The sequence below is a fragment of the Streptomyces sp. NPDC037013 genome, from assembly GCF_055607265.1.
On record NZ_JBVJRV010000012.1, the window covers coordinates 28,692 to 46,737 of the forward strand.

Consider the following 18,046-nt stretch of genomic DNA (forward strand, 5'->3'; position numbering starts at 1 on the left):
TGCTTCACCCCCGGCCCGCCACCCCTTGCCGGCCGTCCGCCAGCAGCCGCGACAGCTCGACGCGCGAGCGCACCCCCAGCACGGCGAACACATTGCGCAGATGGTGATCGACGGTGCGATGACTGACCGAAAGCCGCACCGCCACCTCCCGGTTGGTGGCCCCCTCCGCCACCTGCGCCGCGATGCGCTGCTGCTGTGGGGTCAGCGCCGCCAGCGGCCCCGGCCCCACCACCGTGCCCGCCACCGCCTCACCCGCGGCCCGCAGCTCACCGCGGCTGCGCTGGGCCCACACCCGCGCCCCGCACCGCTCGAAGGACACCAGCGCCTCCCGCAGCGGGCCCCGCGCCTGACGCGTACGGCGCCGGCGGCGCAGCCACTGGCCGTACAGCAGCTGCGTACGGCCGCGCTCGAACTCACCCGCCAGCCGCTCATGGTGGGCCAGCGCACGCTCATACGCCGCGGCCGCCTGCCCGGGGCAGGCCAGCAGGGCCGTGCAGCGCGCCAGTTGGGCCGGGGCCAGCGGGTCGGCGGTCCTGTGCGCCCAGCGCGCGAACGCCGCCGCGGCCCGCCGGGCCTCGGCCGTGCGCCCGCTGTGGACGGCCGCCTCCACGAAGCAGGGCACCGCCAGCATCCGCACCGCGAAGTGCCCGCCGCGCGGGCCCGGCGCGATGAGCGGGGCCAGCCGCGCCGCCGCCTCGGCCGCCCGCCCCGCGGCCAGCTCCGCGCGGGCCACCGCCCACAGGGCCAGACTCGCGGGCTGGGCAAGACCGTGCGGGCCCGCGCCCGCCGCCGCGGCCGCCGCGTGCACGGCCACAGGCCTCCATCTCGCCCTCCACGGACGCGGCGAGGGCGAGCACGGCGTGCAGAGCGGCCGCGGCATTGGGCTGGCCCCCGCGCCGGGCCGTCCCCAGTCCCTCCAGGGCGTGCGTGCGGGCCGCGGTGTGCCGGCCCGCGCGCAACTCCGCGTAGGCCAGGTGTTCCAGGGCGCGCGGCACCAGCACCTGCGGGCCGTGCGCGCGCAGCACCGCCAGCGCCCGGGCACCGGCCTCGCAGGCCGTGGCCACCTCCCCGACGACCAGGGCCGCGGCCGCCGCCCGCAGCAGCCCGGCCGGCCCGCCCGCCGTATCCAGCCCCGCCAGGCAGCGGCGCAGCAGAGCGTGCCCCTCGGCGGTCCGGCCCGCAAGGACGGCGCACATCCCGCTCCGGTAGGCCTCGAGGAAGGGGTCCTCGGCGCAGGACCAGCCCGTCATCGCCGCCCGGTAGCCGGCCGCGTCTCCCATCGCCCAGGACGCCTCCGCCGCCCCAATCAGCGCCCGGCGGGCCCGCTTGGGCGCCAGCAGCCCGGCCGCGGTCAGCAGCGACGTGCGCGCGTCGTGGGCCGGCCCGTCGGCCAGGGCGAGCAGGCCGCGCACCCGGTGCACCTCCCCGTGGGCGTGCCCGGCACCCGCCCGCGCCAGCAGGGCGCGGGCCCACAGCGGATCTCCCGCCAGCCGGGCCGCGTCGGCGGCCTCGGCGAGCCGGTCGGTGCGCACCGCCGCATCGGCGCTCAGCGCCGCGGCGCGCGCCAGCGCCCCACCGCGTTCGCCCGGCGCCCGGCCGGCGGCCGCCGCGGCCAGCGACGCGGCCAGCCGCGCATCGTGTCCCTGTGCCGCGCAGGCGAGTTGGACCAGCCGCGCGAAGGGATCCGGGCAGGCCGCGGCCAGCCGGGTGTGGGCGGCGGCCCGGCGGGCGAGCGGGGCCCGGCCGAGCACCGCCCGGCGCAGCAGCGGGTGCGTGAAGCGGATGCGCCCGCCCGCCGCGACCACGAGCGCGGCCTCCTCGGCCAAGGCGAGCGCGGCCGCCTTCCCGCCGGCCCGCAGCACCAGGGCGAGTTCGGCCCCCGCCCCCTCCGGTTCGTGCTCGCAGGCCGCCGCGGCCAGCAGCAGGGCGCGGGCCGCACCGGGCAACGGCCCAAGGCGCGCCACGTAGGCGTCCAGGACGTCCTCCCCGCCCGGCAGGGGATCGGGCAGCGGGGCGCGCCCGGCCAGCTGGTCGTCGGTGAGCGCCGCGGCGAACGCGGTCAGCAGCCGGGGATTGCCCGCCGCCTCACGCACCAGCCAGCCGGCCACCACCGGATCGGCGCGCCCCCGGGTGACCTGGGCCAGCAGCGCGCCGGCCGCACCCTCCTCCAGCGGGCCCAGCCGCACCCGGGGCCAGTCGGCGAACTCCCGCTCCGCGCCGCCGTGTTCGGCGAAGGTGACCAGCACGGACACCGGCCCCGCCGCGGCCGGACCGCTTGCTCGCGCGCCCAGCGCCGCCCGGGCGGGCCCATTCCAGCGGTGCACGTCATCGGCCAGGACCAGCAGCGGCCCCCCGGCCCCGCCCGCCATCGAGGCACCCGCCATCGGGGCACCCGCCATCCCGGTGTCCGCCTCGACGCAGGGGAGCGGGCCGCAGATCTGGCGCGCGTACTCCACCAGCGCGGTGCGCCCGAAGCCGGGCGGCGCGCTGAGGGCCAGCACGCCGCCCCGGCCCGCGACGGCCCGGCCCACCAGCCCTTGTACGGCGGCCATTTCCTCCTGCCGCCCGTACAGGAGGGGGGAGGTGGGGGCGGGGGAGCGGGACGTCGAAGGAGCCACGCCCGCACGCTAGGGGCGCCTGATGCCCTCCGGAAGCCCCGCATCCGCCGCTCTGGGCACACCCCCAGCGCCGCCCGCCCACCGGTGTGCACAGGCACAACCAGCCCCCACCGAAACGACTATGACAGAGCGTCAGGCTCAGCTGGTGTGGGGGCAGTTGCCCCGGTACTCCTCGATCGTGGGGCCCGGCGCGGGCAGCGGGCACAGGAACTGCTCGTAGCGCATGTCGTCGTCGATGAACCGCTTCAGCCAGGAGATGCTGTACTTCGCGATCGTCGTGTCGGGCGAGTTCGGCGTGAAGTGGGTGGCGTTGTTCAGCTCCAGATACGCCTTGTCCAGCGAGCCGGGCAGCGAGCGGTAGAACGGCTCGGAGTGCCCGGCGACCGGGGCGACGGTGTCGCCGTCCGCGCCCACCACCAGCGTGGGCGTGCGCACCTCGGGCCAGGTGGTGTCCAGGTTCCAGCCGGTCAGCGGGATCGCCGCCTTCAGCGATGTGCGGCTCTTGGCCGCCTCCAGCGTGCCGCCGCCGCCCATCGAGTGCCCCATCACCCCGAGGCGGGAGGCGTCGATCCGGCCGCGCACCGCACTGGATCTGGTCAAGTAGTCCAGCGCGGCAAGGAGTTGACGTCCGCGGCTGTCGGGCTGGTCGAGGGTGGTGAGCGTGTCGATGGTGAAGACCACGAAGCCCTGGGAGGCCAGCCGCGGCCCCAGCCAGGCGATGCTCGACTGGTAGGCGGTGAAGCCCGGCGCGATGACGACCGCGCCGAACGTGCCGTCCGCGGTGGACGTCGGGTAGTACACCGTGCCGCCGCCGAACCCGGAGACCGACAGCGGGGAGACGCCGGTCTGCGAGACGGCGTAGGAGCCGCGCGGCGCCTCGATGCTGGCCACGCTCGGGGCGGGCCCGCGCTCATAGGGATTGTCCGCGACAGCCCGGGCCTCGGGCGCCAGATGGGTGCCCACCAGGGCGGTGGTGGTGAGCGCGGCGGCCAGACAGGCCCGCACCAGGGGGCGGGAGAAGACATGCGGATGCACGGAGGGTCCTCTCGGTCAGGGCGGAGCACGCGGCCGGTTACGTTCCCGGGGGCGCCGCCACAGGCAGGGGCCCCCACCGTGGCCCCGACCGGCCCCCCAACACATCGGCAAAATCACCGGCCCCCCACCGGGCCCACCGCCCCGACCCCGCCCTTCACACCGTCTCCGGCGCTCACCTCATCTGGCGGCGTACCAGTTCGTGCAGGCGGCCGGTGGTGTCGGCCAGGAGTTGGGCGGGTGGGCCCTGTTGCACGATGCGGCCCTGGGACATCACCACCACCCGGTCGGCGTCCATGACGGTGGACAGCCGGTGGGCGATCACCACGCGGGTGGCGTTCAGGGCGCGGGTGCTGTCGATGACCGTGCGCTGGGTCTCGTTGTCCAGGGCGCTGGTGGCCTCGTCGAAGAAGAGGACGCGGGGGCGGCGGATCAGCGCCTGGGCGATCATCAGGCGCTGGCGCTGGCCGCCGGAGATGGCCCCGCCGCCGGAGATCATCGTGTGCAGGCCCATCGGCATGCGCTTGATGTCCTCGGCCAGGCCCGCCATGGCCGCCGCCTCCCACGCCTCTTCCTGCGTGAACGACTCGGCGCCGCAGATGCAGTCCAGGATCGAGCCGGACAGCGGCCGGGCGTTCTGCAGGACCACCCCGCACTGGCGGCGCACCGCCGACTGGTCCAGGGCCGACAGGTCCTGGCCGTCGTACAGGACGCTGCCCGAGGCCGGTTCGTCGAAGCCGATCAGCAGGCGCAGCAGCGTCGACTTGCCGCAGCCGCTGGGCCCCACCACGGCCACGAACTCGCCCGGCGCGATCTTCAGCGACACGTCGTCCAGGACCAGGGGGCCGTCGTCGGTGTAGCGGAAGGACAGCGACCGCGCCTCGATCGCGCCCTGCAGCTCGCCCGGCTGGGTGCTGCCCGCGCGCACCTCCGGCGCCTGGTCCAGGACGGGTTTGATCTGCTCGAACATCGGCAGCACCGCGGCCGCCGAGATGAGCGCCCCGGTCAGCTGGGTGACCGAGGTCAAGAGCATGGTCACGGCGGTGCTGAAGGTGAGGAACTCTCCCGCGCTCAGGCTGCCCCGGGCCGGGCCGGCCAGCAGGACGAACATGACCAGCGTGCACAGCGGCAGATAGACGGAGTTGACGACGGTGGTGAGGTTCTTGATGCGCCCGGCCCGCCGCTGCAGCTCCCGGCTGCGCGCGAACTCTCCCGCCCACGCGGCGTACGCGAAGCTCTCCGCGCCGGCCACCCGGAGTTTGGGCAGGCCGCGCAGGGTGTGGAACGCCTGGTTGTTCAGCTTGTTGCCGAGTTCCACAAGGCGCCGCTGCCAGCGCAGTTCCCACAGGCCCAGGGTGAGGAAGACGGCCGCGATGACGGCGAGCATGCCCAGCGCGGCCAGTGCCAGCGGCACGCTGTAGAGCAGCAGCAGGATCAGGTTCATCGCGCCGAGCGAACCGGCCTGCAGTGCCACCGGGCCGATGCCCGACAGGATCCGGCGGATCGCGCTGACGCCCATGGCGGCGCCGGCCAGTTCACCCGTGGAGCGTGCGGCGAAGAAGCGGGTGGGCAGCCGCAGCAGGCGGTCCCAGACCGCCGGTTGCAGGGCGCTTTCCATGCGGCCCTCCATCCGCAGGACGGTGAGGTTCTGCAGCAGCATGAACGACGCCGAGACGATGCCGGTGACCATCACGGCCAGCGATACCTGGACGATGAGGCTCTTCTCGCCGCGGGGCACGAACACCCCAAGGACCTGTCCCGTCGCGATCGGTACCAGGGCGCCGGCCGTCACCGTCACCAGCCCGGCGAGCACGAGGTTGCGCATGTCGGCGCCGGTGCCGCGCAGGCTGAAGAGGAAGAGCCGCCACGGCGTCAACGGCCGCTGGGGCAGCGGCCGGTAGAACATGACGGCCTGCGGCTCGAATTCGTCGGCGTTGGACGCCTGGACGCGGGTGCGCCGCCCGGAGGTGGGGTGCACCGCCTCATAGCCGCCGCGCCGCCACAGCAGCGCGACCGGCGCGCCGCTCGCGGCCCGGTGCCCCACCAGCGGCCCCGCGTTCCGCCGCCACCAGCGTCCCTCCAGCCGGACGGCGCGGGTGCGCAGCCGCGAGGCGATGGCCACCTGCTCCACCGCATCGACGCGTTCGCTCACCGCGCCGCCCGCCGACGGCCCGGCCAGGGTGATGCCCGCCGCCTCGGCGGCCAGCTTGCAGGCGGCGTACGTCGCGTCGTGCCCGGCCTCCCGCACTCGCCGCCCCCCGCGCCCGCCCGGCCGGCCGATGGAGGCGATCAAAGTCCGGTCGGCCTGCTCGCGGACGCTCTCGCCGGCCCTGATGCCGGCCGCCGTACGGTCCTCGTGCGCCCGCTCCAGGCGTTCGATCCACCGGTCGAGGGCGGCCAGCAGCCGGTACTGCTGGTTGACCATCCGCTGCCACAGGCCCGCGTCGAGAAGCAGTTCGCCGGCGGCCTGCTCGCTGTAGGCCGACCCGTACTGCACGCTGCCCGGCGCGACCGGCATCCACAGGATGTCGTCGTCGGCCACCACCTCCTCGCCGATGGTGCGCCCGTCCAGCGGCGCCTCGAACAGCACCCGGTGGCCGCGTCCGACGCCCAGCGCGAAGGCGTGCTCCAGGATGCTCAGGGCCGCGTCCTGGGTGTCGTAGCCGGTGGGGCAGGGCTGTTGGTTGGACCACCCCTCGCCGTACTCGGGGCGGTACAGCTCGCGCAGCGGGATGCGGCGCAGCGCGCAGCCGGGCAGGGGGCGCCCCACCAGGGTGTGCTGGGGTCCCTCGACCGGGCCGAGGAGCAGCGTGCCCGGCTCCAGACGGCCCAGGTAGTGCCAGTGGCCCTGCTGCACCGCGTCGACGGCGAACAGGTCGAGTGCGCCGGCCACGACCAGCCACAGCACCTGCGGGCCCTCCAGGTGCACGCTGCGCAGCCCCGCGCAGTCCACCGGGGTGCCCAGCGCGCCGACCGCGGCGGCGACCGGGTCGGGCGTGTACGCGTACTGCTCCGGTACCGACGTCACCTCAGTACTCCCTGACCAGGTCGGCGTAGGCTCCGCCGGCGGCGACGAGCTGCTCGTGGCGCCCGCGCTCCACGACCTGCCCGTGGTCCAGGACGACGATCTCGTCGCTGTCGCGCACGGTGCTCAGGCGGTGGGCGATGACCACGCAGGCGCAGCCGCGACGGCGCAGGTTGTCGATGATGAGCTGCTCGGTCTCGGCGTCCAGGGCGCTGGTCACCTCGTCCAGTACGAGGATGCTGGGGCGGCGCACCAGGGCGCGGGCGATCTCCAGGCGCTGGCGCTGCCCGCCGGAGAAGTTCTGCCCGTCCTGCTCGACGCGGCCGTGGATGCCGCCGGGGCGGCGGGCCACCACCTCGTACAGGCAGGCGTCCTTGAGGGCCGCCACCACGGCGTCGTCGGTGATCGAGGGATCCCACAGCGCGATGTTGTCGCGCACGGTGCCCTCGAAGAGGAAGACGTCCTGGTCGACGAAGGAGACGGAGGCGGCCAGCGCGCCGCGCGGAATGTCCTCCAGGCGCTGCCCGTCGATGCGGATCGTGCCCTGCCACGGGCTGTACAGGCCCGAGATGAGGCGGGAGACGGTCGACTTGCCGCTGCCCGAGCCGCCGACGAGCGCGACCTGCCGGCCGGGGCCGACCGACAGCGAGAAGCCGGACAGCAGCGGCTTGTCCAGCGGGCTGTAGCCGAAGGTGATGTCCTCCAGGGTGACGTGGCCCTTGAGGCGGCGGGTGCCGGCGGCCGGTTCGGGGCGCGCGTACAGCGTGTCCACGGGGAAGTTCTCGACGTCCTTGAGGCGGGCGATGTCGGCGGCGAAGTCCTGGATGCGGCCCGCCACCCCGTTCAGGCGGGTGATCGGCGCGGTGAAGCGGGTCACCAGCGCCTGGAAGGCGACGAGCAGGCCGATGGACAGGTGCCCCTCGACCGCGCGCAGCCCGCCGATCCACAGGATCAGCGCACTGTTGAGGGTGGCCAGTGTCGGCGCGACGACACCGAGCCAGGCGCTGGGCACGCCCAGGCGCTGCTGCTCCTCCAGGGTGGTGGCGTGCTGGCCCGCCCAGCGCCGGAAGTAGGCGTTCTCGCCGCCGGTGGCCTTCATCGTCTCGATCAACTGCAGGCCGGTGTAGGAGGTGTTGGTGAGCCGGGCGGTGTCGGCCCGCAGCTTCTGGGTGCCGGTGGCGCGCAGCCGGATCACCACGCGCATCGCCACGATGTTCAGCAGGGCGATGCCGACGCCGACGAGGGTCAGCTGCGGATCGTAGGTCCACAGCAGGGCCGCGTAGAGCGTTACGACGACGCCGTCGACGCCGGCGGCGGTGAGGTCGCGGGCCAGGGTCTCGGCGACCGTGTCGTTGGAGGCCAGGCGCTGCACCAGGTCGGCGGGGCTGCGCTGGGCGTAGAACGTGACGGGCAGGCGCAGCAGATGGCGCAGGAAGCGGGCGCCGGACAGGGTGGAGGAGATGATGCGCCCGCGCAGCAGGTTCGCCTGCTGCAGCCAGGTCAGCACCACGGTGAGCGCCACCATCGCGCCCATCGAGGCGAACAGCGCGCCAAGGAGCGAGGTCTGGTGGCCGACCAGGAACAGGTCGATGTAGGTCCGGCTGAGTGCGGGCAGCGCCGCGCCGACCGCCACGAGCAGCAGGCTGGCCAGGAGGGCGGCGAGCATCGTGGCGGTGGTGCCGCGCAGCCGGGCCGGCAGCGCCCTCAGGACGCCGGGCCTGCGGCCCCCCGGGCGAAAGTCCGGGCCCGGTTCCAGGACCAGGACGACCCCGGTGAAGCTGGTGTCGAAGTCCTGCGCGGACACGAAACGCCGGCCCTTGTCCGGGTCGTTGATGTACACCCCGCGGCGCCCCAGGCGGCGCCCGCTGCCCTCGTAGACGACGTAGTGGTTGAACTCCCAGAAGAGGATCGCCGGGGCGGTGACCTCGGCGAGCGCGGCGGGTTCCATCTGCATGCCCTTGGCCGTCAGGCCGTAACCGCGCGCCGCTTTCAGGACGTTGCTGGCCCTGGAGCCGTCGCGCGAGACGCCGCAGGCGATGCGCAGCTCCTCCAGCGGGACGTGGCGCCCGTGGTGGGCCAGGACCATGGCCAGGGCGGCGGCGCCGCACTCCACGGCCTCCATCTGCAGGACGGTGGGGGTGCGCACGGTGCCCGGGCGCCGGCCCCGGGCGGCGGGGCGTGCCGGGGCGCGCCGGGTGCGCCGCGGCGGTTCGGGGCGGTGCCTGCGGCGTCCGCCGGGGGGCGGCAGTTGTTGCCGGCGGGCGGGGGAGGGGTGCGGTGCGCTCACGGAAGCAGCCAATCGATGGGGTGCTGCGCGGCGAGGTGGACGGCGCCGGTGGCCGGGGTCAGGGAGGCGGGAGCGAAGGGCGGCCCGCCGCCGGTGGACCAGGCGTAGCCCGAGGCGGCCGCCGGGGACTTCTCCAAGGTGACGAGTACGGCCACGACGGGTCCGTCCTTGGTGAACTGCGCGGCCAGTTCCCCCTCGCCGAGGAAACCGGTGATCTTCCGGCGGGTCTGGGTGGTCCGCCCGATGGCCTTCACGTGTCCGCGCAGGGTGCCGTACTCCTGGGTGGGCACGGACTGGACGCTCAGGTCCACGGCGGCCCCCACGGGCAGGGTGGCCGCGCTGCCGGCGGGCACGTAGAGCATCGCCACGAGCGGGTCGCCGGTGTGCGCCACGCGCTCCAGGGTCGCCACGTCGGCGCCGGTGGTGACCACGGTGCCGATCCTGGCGAGGAGGGTGCTCACCCGGCCCGCGGCGATGGCGCGCACCACCTTCTCGCCGCGTGGCGTACGGACCTTGAGGACCGGGGCGCCGGCGGCCAGGCGCTTGTTCTCCTCGGCCAGGACGGCGGTCACCTGCCCGGTGACGGGGCTCTGCAGGACGTAACTGCCCTGGCCGTGGGTGAGGATGCCCGGCGCCCGCAGCGTGGAGTCGATGGACCCGGTCACCGCCCACAGGCCGGCACCGGCCATGGCCAGGAGGGTGACGGCCAGTACGAGCAGGCCCTGGGGGCGGGCGTAGCGCACCGGCAGGTCGAGTTCCTCGGGCGACTGCAGTTTGGACAGGGCCTGTTGGCGGAACTGCACGGAACGCTTCCCTTACTGTGCCTGCGGCGTCCGCGAGCCCCGGAACCTGGCGGGTTCCGGGGCTCGCGGATCATGGTGTTCCGGTGAGCGGGAGGCTCAGAGACCGGCGGTCAGGCCCGAGGCCAGGCCGGTGACGGCACCGGTGTTGAGGCCGGTGGCACCCTCGACCGTGCCCACGACGCCGCCGACGACACCCGAGACCGGGGCGATGGAGTCGACGGTGCTGGTGACGTTGCTCGCGACACCGGCGACGAGACCGCCGGAGACGTTGTCGAGGTCGGCGTCGGAAATCTCGAGGGTCTCGACCTGGGGGGTGTGGTTCATGGTGTGAGCTGCCCTTCTCATGAATGGTGCAAAGGTGTTTCCAACTCCGCGGAACCTGGGATGAGAATTCCGCGTCGGCCAGGATCAAAGCACGTTCGCAGCTCGTACATCCAATCGACGAGGGGCCCCTCGGTCACGGTTGCGGCATCGAATCACCGCTGCGTGCAGGCGGTTTCACCGCGCGGCGGCAGCTCCTTCACAAGATTCACAGAAGGAAATGGGCGACCGCCCGGATCCCTCTCCAACAAATCGGACACTCTCCCTCCAAAGAGCACTTCCTGTGGTTCGTGCACGGAAATAAACGGGGAGGAGGAGTCGAATTGCGTGACCGGAGTGCACATTCGATGTGCAGGTTCATTGAAGGCACGCCCCGGGCCCGGCCGAAGGGGACGGGCAGGACCCGGCCGGCGCCGCGGCCGGCGGGAACGGCTCCGGGCACTCAACGGCGGTTCAGCGCACCGGGAAACCGAAGGAGTGGCCCTGCTCCTTGAGCCGGGGCAGCAGCCGGCGCAGGGCCTCGACGGTCTGGGAGCGGTCCCCGCCCGCGTCGTGGAAGAGCAGCGTGGGCCCGCCGGACAGCTCCCGCTCGACGGTGGACACGATGACGTCGGTACCCGGGCGCTCGAAGTCCTTGCTGTCCACGTTCCAGCCCAGCGGGCGCATGCCCCGCGACGCGGCGAGCTTGCGGCTGGCGGGGGTGAAGGCACCGCCGGGCGCCCGGTAGTACATCGGCCGCACACCCCCGGACGCCTTGGTGATCATGCGTTCGGCATCGAGTATCTGCCGGGACTGGTAGGCCTGGGACTCCTTGTCCATGGCGGTGTTGTGCGACACCGTGTGGTCGCACAGCCGGTGCCCGGCGGCCACCACCTTCTTCACCAGCTCCGGGTGGGCCTGCGCCTGCGTGCCCACCATGCAGAACGTCGCCTTGACCCCGTACTCCCGCAGCAGGTCCAGGATTTGCGGCGTCCACTTCGGGTCGGGGCCGTCGTCGATGGTGAGGTTGATGCCGCCCTTGCCCCGGTCGGATGCGTGCACGATGGACGCCTCGACCGGCTCGAGGTCACCGCCCGGCGCGGCGGCGCTCGCCCTCGGCGCCGGGCCGTCCACGGAACCGGCCTGCGCCGTCCACACCGAAGCGCCGGTGGCCAGCACCGTCACCCCCAGCGCCGCCCCGAGAACCTTGCCGTACCAGCCCCGCCCGCCGCCGTGCCGTGCCATGACCGCCCCTTCCGCAAAAATGCCTCGCCGCCCCTTGCCACCCTGTGGCCACCTGGCAGGACGAGAGGTGCGGCCGAAGGGATGCGTCTGTTACCGATCACGGACAATTCCGGGAGAGTTCACGGACAACTCCCGGCGCGGGCAGGCCAAGGAGGCGGGCAGGCCAAGAAGGCGGGGGGCCGAGCGAGCAGTCGGTCAGGGCAGCGGACGGGTCAAGGCGGCGGCACGGGGCGCCGACTGACGGCGCTGGTGCACGACGGCGGTGCAAGGTGGCGGTTCAGGGCGGCGGTTCAAGGCGCTGGTGCGCGGCGGCCGTTCGGGGCGTGCGGGCCAAGGCCCTCAGAACCTGTCTCGGAACCGTCGAAGCGCAGGTTCCGAGACGGGGCGACGCGCTCAGTGAGCGGTGGCCGTCGGGGCCTTGCCCTGCTGCACCTGCTCGATCCGTTCGGCCAGCATCCGCGATAGGGGCAGCAGGACCTGTGGATCGGCCTTCTCCTTATGGGTGTAGACCATCGCCACCACCACGGTGCCCACGCGCATGACGGTCGAGACATTCGGGTGGCCTCCGAACTTGCTCATGCCGGTGCGTGCCACGCTCTCATTGCCGACCTTCGGCATGGAGATCTCCCGATCCACCTTGCCCGCGAAGGAGGCCCTACGCTCCTGGTAGGCGTCCCGGGCGGTCCGACCGCTGTCGAACCCCTCGACTGCGTAGTACACGCTGCCCGTGAGGTCAGCGTTGTCGTACTGCACCTCCGCATAGCTCTTCCTGCCCGCGCACGTGGGATGAGGAGGCATTCGGCACGGCGCATCCTTGGCGGTATTACTACCAGCGAGCCGAGCCTTGCCGACCTTCCAGCCCATGGGCATGCTCTGCAGATCCGGCAACGCTTGCTTGAGCTGCGAGGCGTTCAGGGGCGTTGCCAGATCCGCAACCGGCGGGGCCGAACTCGGCGTGCTCGGGTCGTTGTCGGCATGTTCATCTGCCTCGCCACTACATCCAACCGCCGTCAGCCACACGGCGGCTATCGCAGCCACCCACGCTTCTGTCATCGACCGCCTGCGGCGCACCGTGGCCCTCCCTGTAGTGATCCGCCAGCAGCATAGATACTCCCTCGCACCGTGCATGCCGATCAGTGAACGCCTGGGATCCCCGGAAGCCGGCCAACAGGCCGCAGGCGCAGGCCGTGTTGTTGCACTTCGCGTCGGGGCGGATGAGGGCTCACCCCGTAGAAGGTTTCCCGCTCGAGATGCCCGGTTCCGCGCACAACCCTGGGCTTCGAAGGTTCCAAGACGAGTTCTCAGGGGCGGGACCCCTTCGGCTGTCGGCGCCTGATGGGCCACACGCCAGAGCGGTCAGCAGAGGCGCTCCGACGGTGTCCCGGGGCCCCAGCACCCGGCCGCGCCGCCCGTGCGGCACGCAGCCATACCGAACCGGTGCGCGCCCTGGCCCGGTCGGCGACCCGGCCGCCGGCCTCGTCCGTCCGCCCCGCACGGCCCCACTGCCGCACACTGCGGAGGACCCGAACACGACCACCCGCCCCCGCCCCCTCCGCCGAAGGAGCCACGTCCCCATGAGCGAGCCGGACTTCGCCGTCCCCCTCTTCGTCCCCGCGGAGCGGACCCTCACCGGAGGGCCCGGCCGGACCAGCGTGCTGTGGGCGCTGGGCGGCGAGGACCGCGACCTGGACGCCGCCGTCGTACGCCTGGCCGCAGGCGCGGACACCGGCGAACCCGCCGGCCACGGCTTCGCGCTCCTGCTCACCGTGCTGGCCGGCGCGGGCGAACTCCGCCTGCCCGACGGCCTTCTGCCGCTCACGCCCGGCGCCCTGGCCTGGCTGCCCGCGCACACCCCCCACGCCCTGCGCGCGGGGGAGCAGGGCCTCACCTACACCACCGCCCACCGCCGCCGCACCCCCGCCCCCGCCCCCGCGGCGGGCGAACCGGCCTGCCTGCTGGACCGGGTCTGCGCCCACTGCGGGCGCCTGGCCGCCGAGAGCGACGCCCGCTACTGCACCCGCTGCGGACACCCGCTGCCCGAAACCGGCTGACACCCACCCGCCCCCAACCCCCGCCAGGCGCACGGCAACCAGCCTCTTCTCATCTGCGGCACGCGCCCCCACAATCACCCTGCGCCGTGCCGTGTCCGCCGCACAGGAGGGCCCATGCCGATGGCCAGGACCACACGCCCGCCGAGATGGTCGCCGGGACGTCTGCTCGGACGTCTGCTGGTCTGTCTGGGCCTGCTCGCCGTCCTGCCCGTCGCGACGCCCGCCGCCACGGCGCACAGCGCCCCGGCCGCACACCGGCCCGTCATCTTCGTGCACGGCTACAACGCCGACCCCGGCGTATGGGGTTCGCTGCGCGAGGACCTTGTCGCCGCCGGATACGGCCAGGACGAACTCTTCTCCTGGGGCTACGACACCAGCCGCTCGGTCAACGAGGTCCTCGCCGGCCAACTGGCCTCCTACGTCGCCCAGGTGCGCGCCCGCACCGGCGCCGACCGCGTCGACCTGGTGGCCCACTCCTTCGGCAGCCTCGTCACCCGCTGGTACGTGAAGTTCGGCGGCGGCGCGCCCGCCGTCGCCCACTGGGCCTCCCTGGCCGGCCCCAACCACGGCACCCTGACCGCCTGGGCCTGCGCGGCGTGGTCCCAGGCGTGCCGGGACATGACGCCGGGCTCCTATGTCGCCGACCGGCTCGCCGAGGGCGACGAGACGCCGGGCCCGGTGGCGTACGCGACGTGGTGGTCGAACTGCGACGAGGTCATCAACCCCGACGCCAGCGTCCCGTTGAGCGGGGCGGCCAACCACCCGGCGGGCTGCCTGGCCCACAACGACCTGCTCACCGACGACGGCGTCTCCCAAGGGGTACGGGCCTTCCTGGCCGGCCCCTGACCACGCAAGGCAGGACGCAGACCGCCGCAGACCGCCGCGGAGAACGCCCCGTCAGCCGGGCAGGCCGGCGCGGAGGAACGGGGCGAGGAGCGCGAGCAGCTCCTGGGGGCGGTCGAGGGGGATGAGGTGGCCGCAGTCCTGGAGGTGGTGTCCGCTCAGGTCATCCGCCAGGGGCCGGAGTTGGCGTTCGAGCGCGGTGCCCACGGGGTGGGAGCCGACGGCCATCGTGGGCATGGTCAGCCGGCCCGTCGCCGCGGCGTCCTGGAGCTGGCCCGCGCTGACGGGCAGGGCCCGGTAGTAGGAGAACGCGCAGCGCAGCGCTTCCCGTCCGGTGTACGCGGTCACGAAGGCGGCACGGATCTCCTCGGGCACGCCCCGCCCGAGCGTGCCCGCGTCGAGGAACCAGTCGATGTAGGGGGCTTCGTTGCCGGCCAGGACGGTCTCGGCGAGGCCGGGGACGGCGTGGAAGCCGAACCACCACGGGGTGCCGCCCGCCAGGGCGTGCTCGGCTCCGGGCAGGCGGCCCAGCAAACCCTCCATCACGACCAGGCGCCGGACCAGGCCGGGCCGTCGCAGCGCGAGCAGGACCGCGGGGGCGGTGCCCGCGTCGATGGCGACCACCGCCGCCGAGGGCTCGCCGAGCGCCTCGAGCAGCCCTTCGGCGTCGGCGGCGAGGGTGCCCGCGTCGTACCCGTCCAGGGCCCGCGCACTGGCGCCGAGACCGCGCAGGTCGGGGGCGATGACCCGGTGGTGCGCGGCCAGTTCGCCCATGATGGCGCTCCAGAGCCGCCAGGTGTGCGGGAAGCCGTGCAACAGGAGAACCGCGGGTCCCTCCCCGGCGATCGCGACGTTGAGTTCGACGCCGTTGGCCGTGACGCGGCGCAGGCGGGGTGCGGTGGTGGTGGCCATGACGGCTCCTCCGGCTGGTTACCATAGGTGACCACGTCACGATAGGTAACCTGCCGGCCGGTTCCCAGACGGCACTTTCAGGGAAGGTGGTGAGCCGCAGGTGACCACCTCGGGAGCCGGGGCCGCCGGCCGCGGGGCGCGCGGCGATCTGTTCGACCCCCACTGCCCGACGCGGCAGTTGCTGGACCGTATCGGTACGAAGTGGACGTCCATGGCCGTCAAGGCGCTCGCCGACGCCGCACCGGAGGAGACGCGCTTCGCGGAGCTGCGCCGCCGGATGCCGGGCGTCTCGCAGAAGATGCTGTCGGTGACGCTGCGGAGCCTGACCCGCGACGGGCTGGTCGCGCGCCGGGTCGAACCCGCCGTACCGCCGCGGGTCTTCTACCGCCTCACCGGACTCGGGCTGTCCCTGGAGGCCGCGCTCGCCGGGCTGCGGAGCTGGGCGGAGGAGCACATGGCCGAGATCGAGCACGCCAACGAGGCCGCGGACCGGGCGGCCGGCGAGGGGTGAGCGGGCTCAGCCCACACCGCCCCCCCCGGCACGCCTCGGTCCAAGGCCGGGAAAGAAGACCCAGTGAATCAGTGACTCAGTGGCTCGGTGGTTCTCGGTGGCTCAGTGGTCGGAGTAGCTGAAGTCGCCCATGGTCCAGGCGCTGACGTCCGCGATCGGCACGCGGTACATGCCGCCGGTCTCCGGGATGCCCACCGTGCCCTGCAGGATCCGCGCCACGTGGAAGTGCAGATGGGTGGGCGGGCCCTCGTCACCGGATGAGGCGGTGAACGCGGCGGAGAAGTCGCTCAGGCTGGCCGAGTCGGCCAGGACCTCCGACACCCGTTGCCTCCAGACGGCTTCGGGGGCCAGGCGGCCGGTGATGACCGCACCCCCGGCGACCACAGTCAGAGACATCTGATTGCTGTGCCTGGACTCCACCAGGGCGGCAATGTCCACGAGCAGTCCGTCAGGCTTCGACATGACAGAGCATCTTAGTCACCGCCGCACCCCTGCTGACCTCCGGCCCACCCCGACACGGCGTCCCGGCGCCGTGCCCCGGGCCGCCCGGCACCGTCCTGGCGCCGGGCGGCGCCGTGCCAGTCCAGGATGATGACGGTGGCGTCGTCCTTGAGGTTGCCGCGGCAGGCCTCCAGGACGGCCGTCGTCAGGGCGCGTACGGCCTCCCGCGGGTGGCAGTCGCGGCTCTCGCGTACGAGCGAGGCCAGGTCGACCGCGGCGGCGCCGCGTTCCTGCATGCCGTCGGTGAGCAGGACCAGACGGTCGCCCGGCAGGAGCTGGAGCTCCTGGAGGCGGTAGCCGGCGGGCGAGGGCACACCGAACGGCAGGTTGACGGCGAGCTGGACCTCCTCGACGTCGACGGCGCCGGCCCGCAGCCGCAGCGGCCAGGGATGGCCAGCGTTGACCAGCTCGCAGGTGCCCGTCTCCAGGCGGACGCAGAGCAGCTGACCGGTGGCAAGACCGCGCCCGTGCGTCAGCAGCGCCTCATGGGCGCGGCCGGCCTGCTGCAGCGCGTCGCACCCGGTGCGGCGGGCGCCGCGCAGCGCCCCGGTCACCAGCGTGGCCAGCAGCGCGGAGTCGGTGTCGTGGCCCATGGCGTCGGTGATGGACAGGTGCAGGGTGTCGCGGTCGAGCGTGTAGTCGTAGGTGTCGCCGCCGATGTCGTCGGCCGGGACCAGCCCGGCGGCGAGCGTGAACTGGGGGGCCTCGCAGCAGGCGGCGGAGGGCAGCAGCTGATGCTGGATCTCGGCGGCCAGGCTGGTGCGGGTGGTGCGCCGGCCCGCCTGGTACAGGTCGGTGAAGCGCCGGTCGGTGACGATGATGTAGGCCAGCGCGTGGGCCGCCTCGCCGAGCTGGGCGAGCACCGTGCTGTCGGCGTACTGCAGCGTCACCTCCAGCACCCCGATGCAGTCGCCGCGGTTGGTCACGGGCAGGATCACGCGCCGGCCGCCCTGGCCGTCCGGTTCCACGTGCCGGCGCTGGCTGCGCAGGACCGTGTCGTAGATGCTGCCGGGCAGGTCGATCCGCTCCCCGGCGTCCCACGTCCCGCCCTCGGCGGGTGCGCTCAGGCGCAGCAGCCGCTGGCCCATGAGGTCGGCGAACAGGAAGGACACGCTCTCGGCGCCGAAGCGCTTGCGCAGGTCGTGCGCTATGACCCCGACGGACTCCCCGGGCGGCGCCGACTCCGCGGCGGCCAGGAGCTCGCCCAGTTCCAGATCTCCACCGTCCATGGCAACCTCCCTCGTCTGCCGCCCCTTCTTCCCGGGAATCACCCATCTCACGCGATCGGTGCAGGTCGTGCCCTTGCCGCACACCGCAGACCGGCTGGTGAAAGGCGGGGGCGGGCCCGTCGGCCCGCCCCCGCCCCACGCTCTGCGGAGCGGCTCAGCCCAGGCTGCGGGTCCGGCCGAGGGCGCGCTGCGCCGGAACGTTCCGCAGCCGCTGTGCCCCTGCCGTGCCCGCACGCTCCTGGCGCGCCGGGGCCGCCAGGAGCTCATCGAAGAGCAGCCGGCCGGCCACCAGGGCCTGGCGCATCCGCTCGGGTTCGCCCTGCCCGGCGGCGGCCTGCCGCGCCGCCGCGTGCAGCAGGCGGGCGCCCTCCACGCGGCGCGGATGGTGCACGGAGAGCGCTTCGACCTGGCGGGCGTGCGAATCGGCCGGGAAGCCGCGGGCGACGGCCGGCTGCCACAGCAGGCGGTTGGCCCGGGCGACGGCGGCGCCGGGACAGTCGACGAACCGGCGTACACGGGCCTTCAGTTCACGCCCCGCCGCAACGCGGTCGAGTTCCGGCCCGAACCGGTCTCTGAGACCGCCGAAGCGTTCGGGCCTGACCGGCGGAGTGCCCGTGTTTCCGGGGGGCGTTTACGGAACTGTTTTGGCCCCGGAGTGGTCAATTCTGTACGCCGTCCTATTCTCCGCC

14 protein-coding genes and 1 pseudogene are annotated in these 18,046 nt (G+C 73.8%); 3 read left to right on the forward strand and 12 right to left on the reverse strand.

Annotation, left to right across the window (positions count from 1 at the left end; all coding sequences use genetic code 11):
• Nucleotides 1-4 precede the first annotated feature (4 nt).
• From ACZ7DY_RS35395 to ACZ7DY_RS35430, 8 genes and pseudogenes are all read right to left on the reverse strand, one after another.
• Nucleotides 5-2,552 (reverse strand): annotated as a pseudogene (locus tag ACZ7DY_RS35395) (helix-turn-helix transcriptional regulator).
• A gap of 204 nt (nt 2,553-2,756) precedes the next feature.
• Nucleotides 2,757-3,653, reverse strand: a complete 897-nt coding sequence (gene bdeA / locus ACZ7DY_RS35400; RefSeq protein WP_471143072.1) for a bis(hydroxyethyl) terephthalate hydrolase — start codon at nt 3,651-3,653, stop codon at nt 2,757-2,759.
• 172 nt (nt 3,654-3,825) lie between these two features.
• Nucleotides 3,826-6,678, reverse strand: coding sequence for an NHLP bacteriocin export ABC transporter permease/ATPase subunit (locus ACZ7DY_RS35405; protein WP_471143074.1), 2,853 nt, complete (start codon nt 6,676-6,678; stop codon nt 3,826-3,828).
• Nucleotide 6,679: 1 nt separating this feature from the next.
• Complete coding sequence (locus ACZ7DY_RS35410; RefSeq protein WP_471143076.1) at nt 6,680-8,962, reverse strand: NHLP family bacteriocin export ABC transporter peptidase/permease/ATPase subunit; 2,283 nt, start codon at nt 8,960-8,962, stop codon at nt 6,680-6,682.
• Complete coding sequence (locus tag ACZ7DY_RS35415) at nt 8,959-9,765, reverse strand: hypothetical protein (RefSeq protein WP_471143079.1); 807 nt, start codon at nt 9,763-9,765, stop codon at nt 8,959-8,961. Before ACZ7DY_RS35415 ends, ACZ7DY_RS35410 begins: the two co-directional genes overlap by 4 nt.
• A 96-nt stretch (nt 9,766-9,861) precedes the next feature.
• Nucleotides 9,862-10,089, reverse strand: coding sequence for a type A2 lantipeptide (locus ACZ7DY_RS35420; RefSeq protein WP_471143082.1), 228 nt, complete (start codon nt 10,087-10,089; stop codon nt 9,862-9,864).
• Between the two features lie 450 nt (nt 10,090-10,539).
• Nucleotides 10,540-11,310: a polysaccharide deacetylase family protein gene (locus tag ACZ7DY_RS35425; RefSeq protein WP_471143083.1), complete on the reverse strand. Its 771-nt coding sequence runs from the start codon at nt 11,308-11,310 to the stop codon at nt 10,540-10,542.
• A gap of 393 nt (nt 11,311-11,703) precedes the next feature.
• Nucleotides 11,704-12,348 (reverse strand): hypothetical protein, encoded by a 645-nt coding sequence (locus ACZ7DY_RS35430; RefSeq protein ID WP_471143086.1) that lies wholly within the window; start codon nt 12,346-12,348, stop codon nt 11,704-11,706.
• Nucleotides 12,349-12,884: 536 nt separating this feature from the next.
• Between ACZ7DY_RS35430 and ACZ7DY_RS35435 the strand changes: the two genes are divergently transcribed.
• Both ACZ7DY_RS35435 and ACZ7DY_RS35440 read left to right on the forward strand, forming a co-directional pair.
• Nucleotides 12,885-13,361, forward strand: a complete 477-nt coding sequence (locus ACZ7DY_RS35435; RefSeq protein WP_471143088.1) for an AraC family ligand binding domain-containing protein — start codon at nt 12,885-12,887, stop codon at nt 13,359-13,361.
• Nucleotides 13,362-13,481: 120 nt separating this feature from the next.
• Nucleotides 13,482-14,207: an esterase/lipase family protein gene (locus ACZ7DY_RS35440; RefSeq protein WP_471143090.1), complete on the forward strand. Its 726-nt coding sequence runs from the start codon at nt 13,482-13,484 to the stop codon at nt 14,205-14,207.
• 51 nt (nt 14,208-14,258) lie between these two features.
• On the opposite strand, the gene ACZ7DY_RS35445 is transcribed toward ACZ7DY_RS35440, so the two are convergent.
• Nucleotides 14,259-15,116: an alpha/beta fold hydrolase gene (locus tag ACZ7DY_RS35445; RefSeq protein WP_471143092.1), complete on the reverse strand. Its 858-nt coding sequence runs from the start codon at nt 15,114-15,116 to the stop codon at nt 14,259-14,261.
• Nucleotides 15,117-15,216: 100 nt separating this feature from the next.
• Here ACZ7DY_RS35445 and ACZ7DY_RS35450 point away from each other — a divergent pair, with 100 nt between their 5' ends.
• On the forward strand, nt 15,217-15,627 hold the full coding sequence (locus ACZ7DY_RS35450; protein WP_471143095.1) for a winged helix-turn-helix transcriptional regulator: 411 nt from the start codon (nt 15,217-15,219) through the stop codon (nt 15,625-15,627).
• Nucleotides 15,628-15,729: 102 nt separating this feature from the next.
• Here the strand turns inward: ACZ7DY_RS35450 and ACZ7DY_RS35455 are convergent, their stop codons facing one another.
• The 3 genes from ACZ7DY_RS35455 to ACZ7DY_RS35465 form a co-directional block, all read right to left on the reverse strand.
• Nucleotides 15,730-16,089, reverse strand: a complete 360-nt coding sequence (locus ACZ7DY_RS35455) for a hypothetical protein (protein ID WP_471143098.1) — start codon at nt 16,087-16,089, stop codon at nt 15,730-15,732.
• An 11-nt stretch (nt 16,090-16,100) separates the two neighbouring features.
• Nucleotides 16,101-17,357 (reverse strand): PP2C family protein-serine/threonine phosphatase, encoded by a 1,257-nt coding sequence (locus tag ACZ7DY_RS35460; protein ID WP_471143099.1) that lies wholly within the window; start codon nt 17,355-17,357, stop codon nt 16,101-16,103.
• Nucleotides 17,358-17,511: 154 nt separating this feature from the next.
• Nucleotides 17,512-17,748: a hypothetical protein gene (locus ACZ7DY_RS35465; RefSeq protein WP_471143101.1), complete on the reverse strand. Its 237-nt coding sequence runs from the start codon at nt 17,746-17,748 to the stop codon at nt 17,512-17,514.
• Between the last annotated feature and the right edge of the window lie 298 nt (nt 17,749-18,046).

Bases quoted from the DNA above. Each gene is read 5' to 3' on its own strand.
- ACZ7DY_RS35420 (WP_471143082.1), bottom strand. From the start codon at position 10,089: ATGAACCACACCCCCCAGGTCGAGACCCTCGAGATTTCCGACGCCGAC.
- ACZ7DY_RS35425 (WP_471143083.1), bottom strand. From the start codon at position 11,310: ATGGCACGGCACGGCGGCGGGCGGGGCTGGTACGGCAAGGTTCTCGGG.
- ACZ7DY_RS35435 (WP_471143088.1), top strand. From the start codon at position 12,885: ATGAGCGAGCCGGACTTCGCCGTCCCCCTCTTCGTCCCCGCGGAGCGG.
- ACZ7DY_RS35440 (WP_471143090.1), top strand. From the start codon at position 13,482: ATGGCCAGGACCACACGCCCGCCGAGATGGTCGCCGGGACGTCTGCTC.
- ACZ7DY_RS35445 (WP_471143092.1), bottom strand. From the start codon at position 15,116: ATGGCCACCACCACCGCACCCCGCCTGCGCCGCGTCACGGCCAACGGC.
- ACZ7DY_RS35455 (WP_471143098.1), bottom strand. From the start codon at position 16,089: ATGTCGAAGCCTGACGGACTGCTCGTGGACATTGCCGCCCTGGTGGAG.
- ACZ7DY_RS35460 (WP_471143099.1), bottom strand. From the start codon at position 17,357: ATGGACGGTGGAGATCTGGAACTGGGCGAGCTCCTGGCCGCCGCGGAG.